The following is a 19,478-nucleotide window of genomic DNA, read 5'->3' on the forward strand; positions in this document are numbered from 1 at the left end:
TCCGGCCGTCATGCTTCCATGTGAGGAGGAGAACCGAGATGATTCGTCTGAATAAATCCGTGGGCTTGCCGACGGTCGGGCTGACCGGTTTCGAGACGCCGCTGACCGAAGAGGAAAGTGCGATCCAGAGCACGGTGCACCGCTTCGCGCGCGACGTGCTGCGGCCGATCGGCAAGGAGCTCGACCGCATGTCGCCCGAGGAGGTGATCGCGCCCGGATCGCCGTACTGGGCCGCGATGATGGAGAGCGCGAAGCTCGGGCTCGATCCGCAGCTGATCGCGCAGTTTCCGCCGGAGGTCGCGATCCGCATCGAATCGCTGATCGGCGAGGAGCTCGGCTGGGGCGATTCGGGCCTCGCCGTGTCGCTCGGCGCCGCGACCATGCCGCTGATGATGGCGCAGTCGGTCGGCAACCCGGAACTGATCGACATGTGTACGGGCAAGGTCGGCTGCTGGATGAACACGCAGCCCGATCGCGGCTCGGACGCCGCGATCCTGTATCGCCCGGAACTCAGCGCCAACGGCAAGCAGCCGACCGGCAACGTCACCGCGAAGGTCGGCGCCGACGAGATCGTGATCAACGGCCAGAGCTCGGCATGGGTGTCGAACGGCTCGGTCGCGCAGGTCGCGCTCGCGTACATGGCGGCGGACTACGGCGACGGCTTCTACGGCAGCGGCGAACAGGGCGCGTTCACCCACGGCATCGGCATGATCGTTCCGCTCGACCTGCCGGGCGTGTCGCGCGGCAAGCCGCTCGACAAGATCGGCCAGCGCGCGTTGCCGCAGGGCGAGATCTATTTCGACAACGTCAAGGTGCCGAAGCGCTTTGCGGTCGCGCTGAAAGACGAGTACCTCGGCAACCTGGCGTCGACCTGGTCGTACGGCGGCACGCACATGTGCCAGGTGTTCGTCGGGGCGGCCCGCGCGGCGTTCGAGCTTGCGCTCGCGTATTGCCACGAGCGCAAGCAGGGCGGCGCGCTGCTGATCGACCACCAGATGACGCATCTGCGCCTGGGCGAGATGCTGCGCCGGCTGGAGATGGCGCGCGCGATCGCCCGCCGCAGCCTCGCCTTCTCGCGGATGGCGCCGCAGGGCCACCCGTACGCGACCGCGCAGGCCAAGGTGAGCGTGACCGAGGAAGCGATGAAGATCACGCATGAAGCATTCCAGCTGTTCGGCGGCAACGGCACCACGCGCGAATTCCCGATCGAGAAGCTGTTCCGCGACGTGCGTTCCGCATTGATCGAAGACGGCGAGAACTACGTGCTCACGTCGCGCCTCGGCGTGCTCGCAGGCAAGCTCTATCAGGAAGGTTGGGCGCGCGAATAAGGACCGCGCGTTCGTGGCAGGGCTTCCGGCCGGTGCGAAGCCGGAGCCCTGGTGAATAAGATCAGGAATTCGTAGTAACTGGCGATTCGCCGTGTTCGCGCGGCTTGGCATCGCGCGTCTGCGCAGGACGTTTTCGTCAGGCTCCGCCTTCCCGGGACGACTATTCGCCGAGCACCGGAACGGCCGCGCGCAATCGCTCGCGTTTCCTGACGCTGGAGCAGGCGCGGGCGGCGGACGAACCCGATCGACGCAATTGAATCAGGAGAAGCGATGAAAGTGCTGGTGGCGGTGAAGCGCGTCGTGGATGCGAACGTGAAGGTGCGCGTGAAGGCGGATGAATCGGGCGCCGATCTCGCGAGCGTGAAGATGTCGATGAACCCGTTCGACGAGATCGCCGTTGAAGAAGCGGTGCGCCTGAAGGAAGCGGGCGTGGCGACGGAAATCGTCGCGGTGTCGGTCGGCGTCGCGCAAGCGCAGGAAACGCTGCGCACGGCGCTTGCGATCGGCGCGGATCGCGCGATCCTCGTCGAATCGAACGACGGCGTCGAGCCGCTCGCCGTCGCGAAGATCCTGAAGGCGCTGGTCGACAAGGAGCAGCCGCAGCTGGTGATCCTCGGCAAGCAGGCGATCGACGACGATTCGAACCAGACCGGCCAGATGTTGGCTGCGCTGGCGGGCCTGCCGCAGGCGACGTTCGCGTCGAAGGTGACGATCGCCGACGGCCGTGCGACCGTTGCGCGTGAAGTCGACGGCGGCGCGGAAACGCTGTCGCTGACGCTGCCGGCCGTGGTCACGACCGACCTGCGCCTGAACGAGCCGCGCTACGTGACGCTGCCGAACATCATGAAGGCGAAGAAGAAGCCGCTGGACACGGTGAAGCCGGAAGACCTCGGGGTCGACGTTGCGCCGCGCCTGAAGACGCTGAAGGTGGTCGAGCCGCCGAAGCGCGCAGCCGGCGTGAAGGTGCCGGACGTGAAGACGCTGGTCGAGAAGCTGAAGACCGAAGCCAAGGTGCTGTAAGAGGGAGCGGAAAGAAATGACGATTCTGGTGATTGCAGAACACGACAACGCGTCGATCAAGGCCGCGACGCTGAACACGGTGGCGGCGGCGCAGAAGATCGGCGGCGACATTCACGTGCTGGTCGCGGGCCACAACGCACAAGCCGCTGCGGATGCGGCGGCGAAGATCGCAGGCGCCGGCAAGGTGCTGCTGGCCGACGCGCCGCAACTGGCCGCAGGCCTCGCGGAAAACGTCGAGGCGACCGCGCTGAACATCGCGAAGGATTACTCGCACATCCTCGCGCCGGCGACCGCCTACGGCAAGAACATCGCGCCGCGCATCGCGGCGAAGCTCGACGTCGCGCAGATCTCGGACATCACGGCGGTCGATTCGGCCGACACGTTCGAGCGGCCGATCTACGCAGGCAACGCAATCGCGACCGTGCAATCGAGCGATCCGGTGAAGGTGATCACGGTGCGTGCGACGGGCTTCGATCCGGTTGCGGCCGAAGGCGGCAGCGCAGCGGTCGAGAAGATCGAAGCCGCGGCAGACGCAGGCAAGTCGCAGTTCGTGAGCCGTGAAGTGACGAAGCTGGACCGTCCGGAGCTGACGTCGGCAAGCATCATCGTGTCGGGCGGCCGAGGTCTGGGCAGCGGCGAGAACTACACGAAGGTGCTGGAGCCGCTGGCCGACAAGCTGCAGGCGGCGCTGGGCGCATCGCGCGCCGCGGTCGACGCGGGCTACGTGCCGAACGATTATCAAGTTGGCCAGACCGGCAAGATCGTCGCGCCGCAGCTGTACATCGCGGTCGGCATCTCGGGCGCGATCCAGCACCTGGCGGGCATGAAGGATTCGAAGGTGATCGTCGCGATCAACAAGGATCCGGAAGCGCCGATCTTCAGCGTCGCGGACTACGGCCTCGTCGGCGATCTGTTCACGCTCGTGCCGGAGCTGGCGGCCGCGCTCTGACCGCACGCGCGACGCGTGCAGTCGTGACGTCACCGGTCGGGTGCGGCGCAACGAAAGGCGAGCCGCAGGTTGCGAGCCCTGTCATGAAAACGGTTCCACGCGTCGTGCCGATCGACTTCCAGCCGCTCACCCCAACGCTGCTCCCGACCGGTCACTCGGGAATTCACATCATGAATACTGGTCGATTCAACAAATAAATTTCAAAAATGCACGCCCGGCCGCTAATCTGAACGCCACACTTGGATGAGCATGCGATGGCTGAACTCTATCTGGTACGGCACGGACAGGCGTCGTTCGGCACGGAGAACTACGACCGGCTCTCCGCGCTCGGCGAACGGCAAAGCGTCTGGCTCGGCGAATACTTCGCGCAGCAGGACATCGTGTTCGACCGCGTGATCTGCGGCACGCTGGCGCGCCACGCGCAGACGGTCGACGCGATCCTGCGCGGGATGGGCCGCGAGGACGTCGGCTGCGACCGGCATCCGGGCCTGAACGAATACGACTTCGAAGGGCTGTTCGCCGCGGCCGCCGCCGACTATCCGGAGCTCGCGCGGCTCGCGGCCGGATCGATGAAGGAGCATTTCCGCGCGCTGCGGCAACTGCTGCAGCTGTGGTCGGAGGACATGCTGAGCGGGCCCGTGCCCGAAACGTGGGCGCAGTTCCAGCAGCGCGTCGCCGACGCGCGCGCCGCGATCCGGCAAGGCGGCGGGCAGCGCGTGCTCGCGGTGAGCTCGGGCGGGCCGATCGCCGTCACCGTGCAGCAGGTGCTCGCGGCGCCGCCGTCGAGCGCGATCGCGCTGAACCTGCAGATCCGCAACAGCGCCATCTCGCAGTATTTCTTCAACGCCGATGCGTTCAACCTGGCGTCGTTCAACGGCATCCCGCATCTGCAGGACCCCGAACGACATGCCTTCCGGACCTACGGCTGACCCACCTCACGGAACGATCGCGACGATGACGAACTCACCGCAGCAACTCGATATCGCCAGGCTGACGCAGTATCTGGAACAACACATCCCCGGTTTCGAGGGGCCCGTCGACGCGGAGAAGTTCGCCGGCGGCCAGTCGAACCCGACCTTCCTGCTGAACGCGAAGAGCGGCCGCTACGTGCTCCGGCGGCAGCCGCCGGGCGAGCTGCTGAAGTCCGCGCATGCGGTGGACCGCGAATTCCGGATCCTCACCGCGCTGTCGGGCACCGCCGTGCCGGTCGCGCGTCCGTATCACCTGTGCGAGGACCGCGACGTGATCGGCAGCCTGTTCTACGTGATGAGCTACGAGGACGGACGGATCTTCTGGAGCCCCGCGCTGCCCGACCTGCCTAAGGCTGATCGCGCGATCTGCTACGACGCGGTGCTGCAGACGATGGTCGCGCTGCACGAGGTCGACGTCGACGCGGCCGGCCTGTCCGACTACGGGCGTCCCGGCAATTATTTCGAGCGCCAGATCGGCGTGTGGACGAAGCAGTATCGCGCGGCGGAAACGGAGCGGCTCGACGCGATGGAGACGCTGATCGACTGGCTGCCGAAGGCTTGCCCGGCCGACGCCGGCCGGCCGGCGCTCGTGCACGGCGACTTCCGGATCGACAACCTGATGTTCGAGCGCGACAGCTACCGCGTGAAGGCGGTGCTCGACTGGGAGCTGTCGACGCTCGGCAATCCGCTCGCCGATCTCGCGTATTTCTGCATGTGCCTGCGGCTGCCGTCCGCCGGCAACGTGCCGGGGCTCGCAGGCGAGGATCGCGACGCGCTCGGCATTCCGCACGAAGCGCAGATCGTCGCGCGCTATTGCGCGCTGCGCGGCATCGCGCCGATCGAGAACTGGCATTTCTATCTCGCGTTCAGCTTCTTCCGGCTCGCCGCGATCGCGCAGGGCGTGAAGGCCCGCGCGCTGAAGGGCAACGCGTCGAGCACGAAGGCGCGCGAAGTCGGCGAAATGGCGGGGCGGCTCGCCGAGGAAGCCGTGCGCGTGATCGACGCCCATCGCTGAACGACCTGAAGCCGACGCGGCACGCGCCGCGCGCACATACATACATGGAGGAGCAATAAATGGCAACGAATCTGTTCGACCTGACGGGGAAGATCGCGCTCGTGACCGGCGCGAGCCGCGGGATCGGCGAGGAAATCGCGAAGCTGCTCGCGGAGCAGGGTGCGCACGTGATCGTGTCGAGCCGCAAGATCGACGACTGCCGCGCGGTCGCCGACGAGATCGTCGCGGCGGGCGGCAAGGCCGAGGCGCTGGCCTGCCACGTGGGCCGGATGGAGGACATCGCCGCCGCGTTCGAGCAGATCCGAGGCAAGCATGGGCGCCTCGACATCCTCGTCAACAACGCCGCCGCGAATCCGTACTTCGGCCACATCCTCGATACCGATCTCGCGGCCTACGACAAGACCGTCGAGGTGAACATCCGCGGCTATTTCTTCATGTCGGTCGAGGCCGGCAAGCTGATGCGGGCGCAGGGCGGCGGCGCGATCGTCAATACCGCGTCGGTGAACGCGCTGCAGCCGGGCGACCGGCAGGGCATCTACTCGATCACGAAGGCGGCGGTCGTCAACATGACGCGCGCATTCGCGAAGGAATGCGGGCCGCTCGGGATTCGCGTGAACGCGCTGCTGCCGGGACTTACGAAGACCAAGTTCGCCGGCGCGCTGTTCGACGATCCGTCGATCTACGAAACCTGGAAGGCGAAGATTCCGCTGCGCCGTCACGCGGAGCCGCGCGAAATGGCCGGCACCGTGCTGTACCTCGTGTCGGACGCGTCGAGCTATACGAACGGCGAGTGCATCGTCGTCGACGGCGGCCTGACGATCTGAGCGCGCGATGAGGCTCGACAGCTACGCAGGCCAGGTCGCGCTGATCACCGGCGCCGCGAGCGGCTTCGGCGCGCTGCTGGCGAGCGAGCTCGCGGCGACGGGCGCGCGGCTCGTGCTCGGCGACCTGAACGCCGACGGGCTCGAACGCGCGGCCGCGCCGCTGCGCGCGGCGGGCGCGGAGGTGGTCGCGCAGCGCTGCGACGTGCGCGTGGAGGCCGACGTCGCCGCGCTCGTCGGTGCGGCGGTTGCGCGCTTCGGCCGGCTCGACGTCGGCGTGAACAACGCGGGCATCGCGCCGCCGATGAAGGCGCTGATCGACACCGACGAAGCCGATCTCGACCTGAGCTTCGCGGTCAATGCGAAGGGTGTGTTCTTCGGGATGAAGCACCAGATCCGCCAGATGCTCACGCAGGGCGGCGGCGTGATCCTGAACGTCGCGTCGATGGCGGGCCTCGGCGGCGCGCCGAAGCTGGCCGCCTATGCGGCGTCGAAGCACGCGGTCGTCGGGCTCACGAAGACGGCGGCCGTCGAATACGCGCGCCGCGGCATCCGCGTGAACGCGATCTGCCCGTTCTACAGCGCGACGCCGATGGTGACCGACAGCGACATCGGCGACAAGCAGGATTTTCTCGCGCAAGGCGCGCCGATGAAGCGCCTCGGCCGGCCGGAGGAAGTGGTCGCGACGATGCTGATGCTGTGCGCAAAGGAAAACGCCTACATGACCGGCCAAGCCGTCGCCGTCGACGGCGGCGTGTCGGCCCTCTGAGGACGCGATCAGGGTTCCGATCAGTCGATAGCCGGGAAATTCACCCCCTCATTTCAGGACCAGAAACATGAACTTCGAATACTCGCCCAAAGTCAAGGAAATGCAGGCGCGCCTGCTGGCGTTCTTCGATCAACACATCTATCCGAACGAGCATCGCTTCGAACAGGAGGTGGCCGCGAATCGCCGCGCGGGCAATGCATGGGTGCCGACCACGGTGATCGAGGAACTGAAGCCGCTGGCGCGCGAAGCGGGCCTGTGGAACCTGTTCCTGCCGCGCTCGTCGCGCGCGCCGGAAGGCCTGTCGAACCTGGAATACGCGCCGCTCTGCGAGATCATGGGCCGGGTGCCCTGGGCCGCGGAAGTGTTCAACTGCTCCGCGCCGGACACCGGCAACATGGAGACGCTCGAACGCTATGCGTCCGACGCGCTGAAGGACCGCTGGCTCGAGCCGCTGCTGCGCGGCGAGATTCGCTCGGCGTTCCTGATGACCGAGCCGGCGGTGGCGTCGTCGGACGCGACCAACATCGAATGCCGGATCGAGCGCCAGGGCGACGAGTACGTGATCAACGGCCGCAAATGGTGGTCGTCGGGCGGCGGCGATCCGCGCTGCGCGGTCTACATCGTGATGGGCAAGACCGACCCGGATGCGGGCCGCCACGAGCAGCAATCGATGATCCTGGTGCCGGCCGACACGCCGGGCATCACCGTGCTGCGCCACCTGCCGGTGTTCGGCTACGACGACGCGCCGCACGGCCACATGGAGATCGACCTGAAGGACGTGCGCGTGCCCGTGTCGAACCTCCTGCTGGGCGAAGGCCGCGGCTTCGAGATCGCGCAAGGCCGCCTCGGGCCGGGCCGCATCCACCACTGCATGCGCAGCATCGGCATCGCCGAGCGCGCGCTGGAGCTGATGTGCAAGCGCCTGACGTCGCGCGTCGCGTTCGGCAAGCCGCTCGCGCAGCACAGCGTGTGGCACGAGCGCATCGCCGAAGCGCGCTGCATGATCGAGCAGGCGCGCCTGCTGACGCTGAAGGCCGCGTACATGATGGACACCGTCGGCAACAAGGTCGCGAAGGCCGAGATCGCGATGATCAAGGTGGTGGCGCCGAACATCGCGTGCCAGATCATCGACTGGGCGATCCAGGCGCACGGCGGCGCCGGCGTGTCGGACGACTTTCCGCTGGCGTACGCGTACGCGCTCCAGCGCACGCTGCGCTTTGCCGACGGCCCGGACGAAGTGCATCGCGCGGCCATCGCCAAGCTCGAACTCGCGAAGCACCTGCACCGGCTCGGCGGCGTGGCCGACATGCCGGTCACGCGCGGCGCATAACGCAGGTGGCATGCGAGACGCCCGACTGTATCGGTCATGCCGGCGCGATAACGCAGGTTTATTTACAATCCGGTCGATGCGATGGCGCCTGGGCGCCGTCGCATGACCGGTTGCGGTCAGCGGTAGACGTCCCACTTGCAACGGAGGCATCGCCATGATCACTGAAATCGTCTTCTTCAAGCTCGAGCCGGACGTGGATGCCGCCACGCTCCTGGCGCGTTACGAAACCACGGCGGCGAAATGGGCGCAAAACCCCGACTTGCTGCATAAATGGTACTTCCACGACGAGGTCGCCAACGAAGGCGGCGGAGTGTATATCTGGCGTACCCGCGAGGCGGCCGCGCGATGGCATGGCGCCGAATACAGGGCGATGGTCGAAAGGGTCTATGGCCATCCGCCTGAGATTCGCGTGCTCGACACCCTCATCCATGTCGATGCGGCGCAACAGAAGTACGAAATCGTCGACAAGACAGCCTGACTCGATTGAGCGTCCCGGCATGGACGCCAGCGCGGCGCACGCCTTAAGATGCCGGCGAGGAGGCGACGCGATGCGTTTATCGAAGCTGGACCTGAACCTGTTCGTCGTATTCGAGGCGATCTACGACAAGCGCAACCTGACGCGCGCGGCTGAAGTGCTGAGCATCACGCAGCCGGCCGTCAGCAATGCGCTCGCGCGGATGCGCAAGGCGCTGAACGACCCGCTGTTCGTGAGCACGCCGGCGGGCATGAAGCCGACGCCGATGGCCGAGAACATCATCGGCCGCGTGCGCGAGGCGCTGCAGCTGCTCGACTCCAGCGTGCACGAGGGCGACGTGTTCGATCCCGCGTCGTCCACGCGCGTGTTCCGGCTGAGCATGAGCGACCTGACCGAGGCGCTGGTGCTGCCGGCGCTCGGCGAGCTGCTGCAGCAGCAGGCGCCCGGCATGCACGTGCACAGCTACTACACCGATCGCCGCGAGGTGGCGACCGCGCTGGCGAACGGCTCCGTCGACATCGCGGTCGACGCGCCGCTGATCGACGATCCGTACCTGCACCAGGCGCAGGTCGAACGCGACCGCTACGCGTGCATGATTCGCGAAGATCATCCGTTCAAGGGCGAGGTGCTGACGCTGGACGACTACCTGGCGATGGGGCACATCCACGTGTCGAGCCGCCGCACCGGCGCCGGCCACGTCGACGCGGAACTCGCCCGCCTCGGCCGGCGCCGCAACATCCAGATGCGCGTCCAGCACTACATGGTCGCGCCGCTGATCGCGATGCGCGGCGATCTCGCGCTGACCGCGCCGGTCCGGCTGCTGCGCCGTTATCCGGCGCGCATTCTCGAACTGCCGTTCGAGTTGCCCGCCCTCGAATACTGCTGCTACTGGCATCGCAGCGCCGACCGCGACCAGGCCAACCAGTGGCTGCGCGAACAGTTGATCCGGTTGATGCGGGACGTCGGCTGACGAAGCCAAAAAGGCAAGCGTATTGAAGATGCGGCCTTTCATGCGCCATTTGAGCGGATTTAGCCGTTATTTCATTGCCGTTTCATGACGCGGCTCAATCGACGCGAGTCAGTAGAGCGCCGGTCAATTATGTTCACTTGACACATTTCCCGCCGGAGCGAGAATTCTGAGATTGCCGGCGCCGTTCCGAGATAGATGGCGGGCGTCAATCGGCAATCCATTGAGACGCAGATCAAAGCGTCGTCCACATTTTAGGAAACAAAGATGAGACAACAAAAAGCGCTCAAGACGCGCAAGCACATGCTGATCGGAGTTGCGGCCGTTCTGTCGTCGGTGGCTGTCGCCGATGCGATGGCGGACCAGACTGTCCGGATCGGCAGCGTCGAACCGCTGACGGGCGGGATTGCCCACCTCGGCAAGGACAACGAGAACGGCGCGCGTCTCGCCATCGAAGAGATCAACGCGAAGGGCCTCACGATCGGCGGCCAGAAGATCACGCTGCAGCTCGACGGCCAGGATGACGCCGCCGACCCGCGCCAGGCGACGCAGGTCGCGCAGAAGCTCGTCGACAACAAGGTCGTCGCGGTGATCGGCCACCTGAACTCGGGCACGTCGATCCCGGCGTCGAAGATCTACAGCGACGCGGGCATCCTGCAGATCTCGCCGTCGGCGACCAACCCGACGTACACGCAGCAGGGCTTCAAGACGACGTACCGCGTCGTCGCGACCGACGCGCAGCAGGGCCCGGCGCTCGCGGCCTATGCGCAATCGAAGGGCATCAAGAGCGTCGCGGTGGTCGACGATTCGACCGCCTATGGCCAGGGCCTCGCGAACGAATTCGAGAAGAAGGCGAAGGCGCTCGGCCTGAAGGTCACGTCGCATGACGCGACGAACGACAAGGCGGTCGACTTCCGCGCGATCCTGACCAAGATCAAGGGCGAGAACCCGGACGCGATCATGTACGGCGGCATGGACGCGACGGGCGGCCCGTTCGCGAAGCAGGCGAAGCAGCTCGGCCTGCGCGCGAAGATCTTCTCGGGCGACGGCGTGTGCACGGAGCAGCTGTCCGACCTCGCGGGCGAAGCGGCGTCGAACGTGGTCTGCTCGCAGGCCGGCGCGGCGCTCGAGAAGATGCCGGGCGGCGCGGCGTTCCGGGCGAAGTACGAGAAGCGCTTCGGCCAGGTCATCAAGTTCGATGCGCCGTTCGCGTATGACGCGGTGTACATCATCGTCGACGCGATGAAGCGCTCGAACTCGACCGATCCGGCGAAGATCCTGGCCGCGATGCCGGCGACGAACTACGCGGGCGTGATCGGCACGACGAACTTCGACGCGAAGGGCGACCTGAAGCACGGCGTGATCTCGCTGTACGGCTACAAGAGCGGCAAGAAGACCTTCCTCGACGAAGTGAAGATGTAAAGCGGCGTTCGCCGGCAATCCGCGCGGATTGCCGGCGATTCATGTCCGCACGCACCGGTGCGGCACGGCCCGGCGACGCCGTCACCGATTCAAAAAGAGAAATAAAAAGTCGAATCGGCAATTGGAATGAAATTATGGGCGGCTTGCATTCCGTCCCGCTGACTTGCAGTCGCATTTAATGCCACCTATATATATTTCGTAAGCGTTTCCTGTCGCGCGGGCATGCGGCGGGCACATCGCCGGACAGGTCGTTGTCACCGTGTGCCGAAGAGGAACGTAGCATGGGCGCCAGTGCGTTTTCGGCATGGTCTTTTTCCGTTCGCGCGAGCTGGCGAGGAACGCTGCTGGTCGCGTGTCTCGTCGCGATGCCGGCCCCCACCGCGTGCTTCGCGGCGGACCCCGGCGTGACCGACGACGCGATCCGCCTCGGCATGGTCAACGCGCAGACGGGCGGCGCGGGCGGCCTCGGACGCGGGCTGCGCATCGGGGCGCAAGCCGTGTTCGACGATGCGAACGCGCGCGGCGGCGTGCACGGCAGGAAGATCGACCTCGTCGTCGCCGACGATCGCTACGAGCCCGACCGGACCATCGACGGCACGCTGGAGATGATCGAACAGCGTCACGTGTTCGCGCTGTTCGGCTACATCGGCACGCCGACGACCATGGCGGTGCTGCCGATCATCAAGGACACCGGCATTCCGCTCGTCGGCGCGCTCACCGGCGCGATGGCGCTGCGCAAGCCGGTGATTCCGGAGCTCTTCACCATCCGCGCCAGCTATGAGGACGAGACGCGCGCGCTGGTCGACCATTTCATCGCGCACGACGGCGCAAAACGCTTCGCCGTGTTCTATCAGGACGACGCCTTCGGGCTCGCGTTGCTGGCGGGCACGCGGCTGGCGCTGCAGCGTCATGGCCTGGAGGTCGTCGCGACGGGCACCTTCCGGCGCGGGACGACGGCGGTCGACACGGGTCTCGCGTCGGTGCTGGAGGGCCGGCCGGACGTCGTCATCATGGGCGGCCCCTATGCGCCGATCGCCGCGTTCATGCGCGACGCGCGCCGCGAGGGCCTCAAGGCCCGGCTCGCGGCGGTGTCCTTCGTCGGCACCGACGACCTGCTGCGCCTCGTGGGCGCCGACGGCGAGGGCATGCTGATCTCGCAGGTCGTGCCGCTCCCGCAGAGCGACCGCGACGTGGTCCGGGACTGCACACGGCTGATCGAGCGGCATTTTCCGGGGGAGCGCGCGGGCGTGGCGAACCTCGAGGGCTGCATCGACGCGAAGATCATGCTGATCGGACTCGAACGCGCGGGCCCGTCGCCGACCCGGGCGACCCTGATGCAGGCGCTCGAATCGATCCGGCACCTCGACCTGGGCGGTCTGGTGGCCGACCTGGGCGCGGACCATCATCAGGCGCTGAACGCGGTGTTCCTCACCGAAATCGCGCACGGACAGCTCACGCCCCTGGACGCGCCGGCCAGGTAACGCATTTGGATGGCCGCGCGGGCCATCCCGATCCCGGAGGGGTGCATGGACATCAAGGCCAAGCTTGTCGCCAGCACCAGCCTGATGCTGCTCGGCGTGCTGGCGATCTCCGCGACCAGCCTGCTTGCCGTGCACGGCATTGCCTCCGGCGTGCGCACGCTGACGACGGAATCGCTGCCGTTGCAGGTGCGCAGCAACGAACTCCAGCGCGCGTACGCCGAGCTCGCGGCGGATTTCAGGCGGCTCGAGCAGGCGCAGGACGCGTACGAGCAGGAAGACGCGACGTCGGCGATCGAAACGCAATTGCAGCGGATCGCGACCGTCACGGCCGCCGTGCGCGCGATCGACATGCACGCCATCGACGAACCGTACGACCACCTGCAGGCGATGCTCCAGTCGATGAACGAAGGCGTCGGCGAGCGTCTGCGGGACAAGGCGCAGCTCGACGTGGACAGTTTGCTGGTCGCGCGCGCCCAGGCACGGAGCGAGGCGTTGCTGACGGCGATCGGCAAGGAGACCGAACGGATGGACAGCCAGGCCGACACGGCGGTGAGCGACGCGCTGGCGGCCAATATCGCGTTCAACCGGACGATTCATGCGCTCGACCAGGTCCGCGCGACCGTCAAGGACATCATCACCCTCGTCGATAACGTCGACGACGCGCCGAACCGATACCGGCTCGCGCCGCTGCGGGAGCGGATGAAGGCCGCCTTCGACGGTGTGCGCAATGCGATGGCGCTCGCTGCGCCGAACGTCGATGCCGGTGCGACGCGCGATGTCGCGAATGCGCTCGAGCGCGTGGCGGCCGATATCCTCGACGGCAACGAGAGCCTCATCGCACTGCGCGGCAGGATGTTCGCGGAGCCGGCCGCCGCCGCGCGCTACCACGCAAAGGTGGACCAGGTCTCGAAGGCGCTCGATGCGCTGGACATGAAGCTGGCGGAAATCGTCGATCCGTTCGCGTTGCGGATCGTCAAGGCGCGACAGCGTCTCGATGAAGCGATCGCCTTCCAGCGGCGAGCGGCCCGGATCAATTACCTGTCGGCGGTCGTCAAAGGGGGCGTCGAGGAATTGACGGCAGGCGTCCGCATGGTCGCGCAAAGCGAAGGCACGCAACAGCTCAAGCGTGCCGATGACGAGATACAGGAGGATATCGGCAACCTTGCCGCCTCGACGAACGCGCTGCGGGAGGCGCTCGTCGCCAACAGGCAGGGCACACTGGGCCGCGCGCAGGGTGTGGCTCCGCTGGCCGCGGAGCTGATCGGAGCCGCACGCCACGTCCTGGCGGTGAAGTCGCACATGCTGTCCAACGACGCGAGCATGCAGCGCATCGTCGCGGAGGTCGACACGACCGCGAATCGCCTCGCGGCCGATGCGGAACAGGAGGTCGTGCGCGTCGACCTGCAGCAGCGCGGGATCGTGTCGCGGGTCTACCGCTCGATGGCGGTCGCGGTCGCCATGATTGTCGCCGTGGCGCTGCTGCTCGCCGTCTTCGGTCTCGCGATCAGCCGTCGCATCGGCACGTCGATCTCGCGCCCGCTGTCGAACCTGACGCGCACGATGGCGCGCATTCACGGCGGCAGCGACCTGTCGCTGCGCGTGCGTCACCAGGGCACCGACGAAGTCGCGACGCTGATCGCCGGCTTCAACACGATGCTCGATGAAATCGAACGGCGCGACGTCGAATTGCAGGCCGCGATCGCGGCGGCGGAAGCCGCGAATTCGGCGAAGTCGGAATTCCTCGCGCGGATGAGCCACGAAATCCGCACGCCGATGAACGGCGTGCTCGGCATGACCGAACTGCTGCAGCGCACGCGGCTCACCGCGAAGCAGCGGAACTTCGTCGACACCGTGTATCGGTCCGGCCAGACGCTCCTGACCATCATCGACGACATCCTGGATTTCTCGAAGATCGAGGCCGGCAAGCTGGTGCTGGAGCACGTCGCGTTCAACCTGTACCAGCTGCTCGACGACGTCGTCTCGCTGCTCGAACCCACCGCCACGCGCAAGGCGCTCGCGCTGCGGTTCCGCAAGCAGGGCCCGGTGCCGGAATGGGTGCGCGGCGACCCGGTCCGGCTGCGGCAGATCCTGACGAACCTGGTCGGCAACGCGATCAAGTTCACCGAGCGCGGGCAGGTCGAGCTGGCCGTCTCGTATTCGGACCACGGCCTCGTCACGTTCACGATCGCCGACAGCGGCATCGGCATCGCGCCGGACGTGTCCGCGCAACTGTTCAAGCCGTTCCAGCAGGCCGACAGCTCGACCGCCCGCAAATATGGCGGGACCGGGCTCGGGCTCGTGATTTCCCGCCAGCTGGCCGAGATGATGGGCGGCGCGCTCGGCGTCGAATCCGCGCCCGGCCTCGGCTCGGTGTTCACCGTGACGGCGCGGCTCGAGCCGGCAGGCGGCGCGGCCGGCGCGCTCGAGGGCGCCAGACGGTCGCTGGCCGGGCTGAAGGTGCTGATCGCGGACGACAGCGAGACCGATCGCCGCGTGCTCGTCGAGCATGCGATCGAATGGCAACTGCGCGTCGCCACGGCCAGCGGCGGCGATGACGCGCTGGCGCAGCTGCGGGCCGCCGCTGCCGACGGGCAACCGTTCGACCTGGCGATCGTCGATGTGCGGATGCCGGGCATGGACGGCATCTCGCTCGTGCGGCATATCCGCCACGATCCCGCGCTGCGCGCGCTCCGGATCATCACGCTGACCGCGTTCGAGAGGATGGACAGCATCCAGGTCGCGCACGAGCTCGGCATCGACGCCCGCCTGACCAAGCCGCTGCACGGGGCGGACCTGTACGCGTGCATCGCGTCGGCGATGCGCGTGACGCCGCCCCGGCTGCCGTCGGCGGCGCCGGTCTGCGCCGACGCCGAGCCGGACGACGGTCCGCCGCGCGGCGCGGCGTCGGCGCGGGTGCTGCTGGTCGAGGACAACGCGGTCAACCAGCAGATCACGCTGGCGATGCTGGAAGACACGGGCTACGACGTGGCGGTGGCCGAGAACGGCCGGCAGGCGCTGGAGCGGCTGGCGAACGAACGGTTCGACGTCGTGCTGATGGACTGCCAGATGCCGCTGATGGACGGTTTCGAAGCGACGCAGTTGCTGCGGCGGCGCGAGGCGGAGACGGGCGCGCCGCGCCTGCCCGTGATCGCGTTGACGGCCAATGCGATCAGCGGCGACCGGGAACGGTGTCTCGCCGCCGGCATGGACGACTACCTGAGCAAGCCGTTCCGTCGCGACGCGCTGCTGAAGCTGCTCGCACACTTTTCCCGCGACGCTGCGCCGGCAGCGATCGCGGTGGCCGCGAGCGACGACGCAATCGACGCGGCCATCGACGCGGCGAGCGCCGCCACGGATGCCGATGCGGATGACGCGGACGACGACGCGAACGTGATCGACCGCAACGCGCTCGACGCATTGCGCGCGCTGCAGCGGCCCGGCCGCCCCGACGTCCTGACCCGGATCATCGACCAGTTCACGCTCGATGCGCCGCGGCTGATCGGCGATATGCACGCGGCCGTCGCGGCGGGCGACGCCGTCGCACTCAAGATTGCCGCGCACACGCTGAAATCTAGCAGCGCGAATGTCGGCGCCCACCGGCTGTCGGCGCGTTGCCGCGAGATCGAGCAGTTCGCGCGCGCCGCCGAAGTCGCCGCGGCGGCGGACCTGATCGCGGGCACGGACGCCGAATTCGGGCGGGCGCAGGCCGCATTGAGAACGGAACGGGTCGCCGGATCGGCGGCTTGAGCAATGGGAGCAACGGGAGAAGGAGGGAACCCAGTCGTGAACGATCGAAATTCCGCTGCGCCGGTGATCCTGGTCATCGACGACGACGTAATGACGCGCCTGCTGGTCGTGGAGACGCTCGAGCCCGACGGCTTTCGCGTCGAGGAAGCGGCGGCGCCGCAGGCCGGCATCGATGCGTTCCTGCGTCATCGCCCCGACCTGGTGCTGCTCGACGTCGAGATGCCGGGCGGCGACGGCTTCGAATGCTGCCGCCGGCTGCGCGCGCTGCCGGAAGGGCGACGCGTGCCGATCGTGATGCTGACCGGCAACGACGACGACGCGTCGATCGCGAGCGCGTTCGACGCCGGCGCGACCGATTTCGTGTCGAAGCCGATGCGCTGGAAGCTGCTCGGCTACCGGATCCGCTACCTGCTGCGGGCCGCCGCCACGCTCGAACGGCTGGCCACCGCCGAGACCAGCCTGACCCATGCGCAGGCGCTCGCGCACGTGGGCAACTGGGAGTGCCAGGCCGGCCGCGCGGACGGCTACTGGTCGCCGGAGCTGTACCGGATCCTCGGCCTCGACGCCGACCGCACGCCGCCCACCTTCGACCGGCTGCTGCAGGCCGTGCCGGCCGACGAGCAGCCGTTGCTGATCCAGTCGTTCACGAGCCTGCGCACCGAAGGCGCCGCGTTCTCGCTCGAGCATCGGCTGATGCACGCGGACGGCACCGAGCGCCACGTGCTGCACCAGGCGGAATCGAGCCGCGACCCGAACCACGCGATCATCCTGCGCGGCATCGTGCAGGACATCACCGAGCGCAAGGCGCAGCAAGGGCGCATCGAATACCTGGCCAACCACGATGCGCTGACCGGCCTGCCCAACCGCAACCTGCTGAGCGACCGCATGGAGCAGGCGCTGTCGCAGGCGCGGCGCACGGGGCAGATGGTCGCGGTGATGGTGCTCGACCTGGACCGCTTCAAGCACGTCAACGACACCTTCGGCCATTCGGTCGGCGACGCCCTGCTGCGGGCCGTCGCGGCGCGCCTCAAGGCGGCGGTGCGCGACGGCGACACGGTCGCGCGGCTCGGCGGCGACGAGTTCGTCGTGATGCTGGTCAACCTGTCGACGCCGGCGGATGCGGACGCGATCGCCCGCAAGATGCTCGGCACCTTCGTCGCGCCGTTCACGTTCGACACCCATGACCTGCACGTGACGACGAGCGTCGGCGTCAGCCTCTGCCCGGTCGACGGCGCCGACACGGAGACGCTGCTGAGGACGGCCGACGCCGCGCTGTATTGCGCGAAGGAGCGCGGGCGCAATTGCTACAGCTTCTACACGCGCGAGCTCGGCGCCCGGGTGGACGAGCGGGCCGAGCTCGAGAACGCGCTGCACCAGGCCGTCGCGAACGACGAGCTGGCGCTGTACTACCAGCCGAAGGTCGATCTCAAGACCGGCCAGATCAGCGGCGTCGAGGCGCTGATTCGCTGGCGGCGTCCGGGCGTCGGCGTGATTCCGCCCGACCGCTTCATCCCGATCGCGGAAGAAACCGGGCTGATCGTGCCGATCGGGGAATGGGTGTTGCGCACCGCGTGCGCGCAGGCCGTCGCGTGGCAGCGGGAAGGGCATCCGCCGATCCCGGTCGCCGTCAACCTGTCGGCGCGCCAGTTCCGGCAGCAGAACGTGGCCGACAAGGTGCGCGCGACGCTCGACGAAACCGGCCTCGCGCCGGCGTGGCTCGAGCTCGAGCTGACCGAGAGCGTGCTGATGCAGGACCGCCGTGCGATCGTGCATACGCTGCGCGAACTGAAGGCGCTGGGCGTCGTGCTGTCGCTGGACGACTTCGGCACCGGCTATTCGAGCCTGTCGTATCTGAAGGACCTGCCGTTCGACGTCGTCAAGATCGACAAGTCGTTCCTGAGCGACGTGACCACGAGCGCGGAAGGGGCGTCGCTGACGCGCTCGATCATCGCGATGGCGGAGTCGCTGAACATGGAGACGGTGGCCGAAGGCGTGGAGACGGAAGCGCAGTTGTCGTTCCTGAACCGGCATCGCTGCCATGCGATGCAGGGCTACTACTTCAGCCATCCGGTCACGGGCGCGGAAATCGCCGACATGCTGTCCGTCGGCGCGGAACTGCCGGATCATTGCCGGCGGCGCGAGCTGCTGCACCGGACGCTGCTGCTGGTCGACGCCGACCGCTCGGTCCTGCAACTGCTCCGGCGGGCGCTGAGCCGCGACGGCTACGAGATCCTCGGCGCGACCGCGCCCGACGATGCGCTCGACCTGCTCGCGCAGCATCGCGTGGGCGTGATCGTGTCGGACTTCCGCACGCCGGCCCGGTCCGGCGTCGACCTGCTGCAGCGGGTCAAGGCGCTGTATCCGGACGTCGTGCGCATCCTGTTGTCCGGTTATGCCGATGCGCAGTCGATCAGCGACGCGGTCGGCGCGGGGTCGGTGCAGAAGCACCTGACCCGGCCGTGGGACGTGGCGCTGCTGCGCAAGCACATCGCCGAGGCGTTCCGGCAATTCGAGCGCGGCGACGCGATGGTGTCGCCGCCGCAGGGCGGGACGGGCGCGGACGCCGCGCGCGACGGTTCGTCGCGGCAAGCCGTCCGCGATACTTGACGGACATCAACGTTCGAACCGCGCCGCCGCCGATGATGGTGACAGAGCCGGACGCGATGCAAGCGACCGGCCATTCACCCAGCGAGGTTCGCATGTACACCAATATCATGGTTGCCGTGGACGGCAGCACGTCGTCGAAGCACGCGCTCGACGAAGCCCTGAAGATCGCGAAGCTCAGCGGCGCCCGCCTGTTTGCGGTCTACGTCGTCGACAAGTCGATCCTGTTCACCTATGCCGGCCGGATCGATCCGGACGCGCTGATCGAGGAAGCCCGGCGCGACGGCGTCGCGGTGCTGCGCGACGCCGAGCGGGTCATTGCGCAGGCGGCGGTGAACGGCGAAACGGAACTCGTCGAGACGGAGAGCATCGGCGAGGACATCGCGGAGCGCCTGCAGCGCTACGTCGACGAGCACCACGTCGACCTGGCCGTGGTCGGCACGCACGGGCGGCGCGGCTTCCGGCGCATGGTCGTCGGCAGCGTCGCGGAGCGCTTCCTGCGCGGCTCGAAGTGCCCGGTCCTGCTGATGCGCAGCGATGACGCGCCGCGTGCAGCGGCCGCGGCGGCGTAGCGCACGG

General features: G+C 67.6%; 15 protein-coding genes. All 15 read left to right on the forward strand.

What is annotated here, in order from left to right; all coding sequences use genetic code 11:
• Positions 1-38: 38 nt before the first annotated feature.
• The 15 genes from B7P44_RS33855 (at position 39) to B7P44_RS33925 (ending at position 19,471) form a co-directional block, all read left to right on the forward strand.
• On the forward strand, positions 39-1,328 hold the full coding sequence (locus tag B7P44_RS33855; RefSeq protein ID WP_084910386.1) for an acyl-CoA dehydrogenase family protein: 1,290 nt from the start codon (positions 39-41) through the stop codon (positions 1,326-1,328).
• Between the two features lie 270 nt (positions 1,329-1,598).
• Entirely contained in the window at positions 1,599-2,348 is a 750-nt protein-coding gene (locus B7P44_RS33860; protein WP_084910387.1) for an electron transfer flavoprotein subunit beta/FixA family protein, read from the forward strand.
• Positions 2,349-2,364: 16 nt separating this feature from the next.
• Positions 2,365-3,297 (forward strand): electron transfer flavoprotein subunit alpha/FixB family protein, encoded by a 933-nt coding sequence (locus tag B7P44_RS33865; RefSeq protein WP_084910388.1) that lies wholly within the window; start codon positions 2,365-2,367, stop codon positions 3,295-3,297.
• Between the two features lie 254 nt (positions 3,298-3,551).
• Complete coding sequence (locus B7P44_RS33870; RefSeq protein WP_084910389.1) at positions 3,552-4,226, forward strand: histidine phosphatase family protein; 675 nt, start codon at positions 3,552-3,554, stop codon at positions 4,224-4,226.
• A gap of 25 nt (positions 4,227-4,251) precedes the next feature.
• On the forward strand, positions 4,252-5,283 hold the full coding sequence (locus tag B7P44_RS33875) for a phosphotransferase (RefSeq protein ID WP_084910390.1): 1,032 nt from the start codon (positions 4,252-4,254) through the stop codon (positions 5,281-5,283).
• A gap of 59 nt (positions 5,284-5,342) precedes the next feature.
• Positions 5,343-6,107 carry an SDR family oxidoreductase gene (locus B7P44_RS33880; RefSeq protein ID WP_084910391.1) on the forward strand — a complete coding sequence of 255 codons (765 nt, stop codon included), beginning with the start codon at positions 5,343-5,345 and terminating at the stop codon, positions 6,105-6,107.
• A gap of 7 nt (positions 6,108-6,114) precedes the next feature.
• Entirely contained in the window at positions 6,115-6,873 is a 759-nt protein-coding gene (locus B7P44_RS33885; RefSeq protein WP_084910392.1) for an SDR family NAD(P)-dependent oxidoreductase, read from the forward strand.
• A 67-nt stretch (positions 6,874-6,940) separates the two neighbouring features.
• Positions 6,941-8,203 (forward strand): acyl-CoA dehydrogenase family protein, encoded by a 1,263-nt coding sequence (locus B7P44_RS33890; protein ID WP_084910393.1) that lies wholly within the window; start codon positions 6,941-6,943, stop codon positions 8,201-8,203.
• 154 nt (positions 8,204-8,357) lie between these two features.
• Positions 8,358-8,681, forward strand: coding sequence for a YdhR family protein (locus tag B7P44_RS33895; protein WP_084910394.1), 324 nt, complete (start codon positions 8,358-8,360; stop codon positions 8,679-8,681).
• 70 nt (positions 8,682-8,751) lie between these two features.
• The gene (locus B7P44_RS33900) at positions 8,752-9,648 is read left to right on the forward strand and encodes a LysR family transcriptional regulator (RefSeq protein ID WP_084910395.1); all 897 of its coding nucleotides are present in this window, start codon (positions 8,752-8,754) and stop codon (positions 9,646-9,648) included.
• A 300-nt stretch (positions 9,649-9,948) separates the two neighbouring features.
• The gene (locus B7P44_RS33905; RefSeq protein WP_407924054.1) at positions 9,949-11,067 is read left to right on the forward strand and encodes a branched-chain amino acid ABC transporter substrate-binding protein; all 1,119 of its coding nucleotides are present in this window, start codon (positions 9,949-9,951) and stop codon (positions 11,065-11,067) included.
• A 281-nt stretch (positions 11,068-11,348) separates the two neighbouring features.
• Positions 11,349-12,548: an ABC transporter substrate-binding protein gene (locus B7P44_RS33910; RefSeq protein WP_084910397.1), complete on the forward strand. Its 1,200-nt coding sequence runs from the start codon at positions 11,349-11,351 to the stop codon at positions 12,546-12,548.
• A 45-nt stretch (positions 12,549-12,593) separates the two neighbouring features.
• The gene (locus tag B7P44_RS33915; RefSeq protein ID WP_084910398.1) at positions 12,594-16,295 is read left to right on the forward strand and encodes a hybrid sensor histidine kinase/response regulator; all 3,702 of its coding nucleotides are present in this window, start codon (positions 12,594-12,596) and stop codon (positions 16,293-16,295) included.
• Between the two features lie 36 nt (positions 16,296-16,331).
• Positions 16,332-18,902 carry an EAL domain-containing protein gene (locus tag B7P44_RS33920; protein ID WP_084910399.1) on the forward strand — a complete coding sequence of 857 codons (2,571 nt, stop codon included), beginning with the start codon at positions 16,332-16,334 and terminating at the stop codon, positions 18,900-18,902.
• 92 nt (positions 18,903-18,994) lie between these two features.
• The gene (locus B7P44_RS33925; protein ID WP_084910695.1) at positions 18,995-19,471 is read left to right on the forward strand and encodes a universal stress protein; all 477 of its coding nucleotides are present in this window, start codon (positions 18,995-18,997) and stop codon (positions 19,469-19,471) included.
• The last annotated feature ends 7 nt before the right edge of the window (positions 19,472-19,478 follow it).

The organism is Burkholderia ubonensis subsp. mesacidophila (assembly GCF_002097715.1).
Classification (GTDB): Bacteria; Pseudomonadota; Gammaproteobacteria; order Burkholderiales; family Burkholderiaceae; genus Burkholderia; species Burkholderia mesacidophila.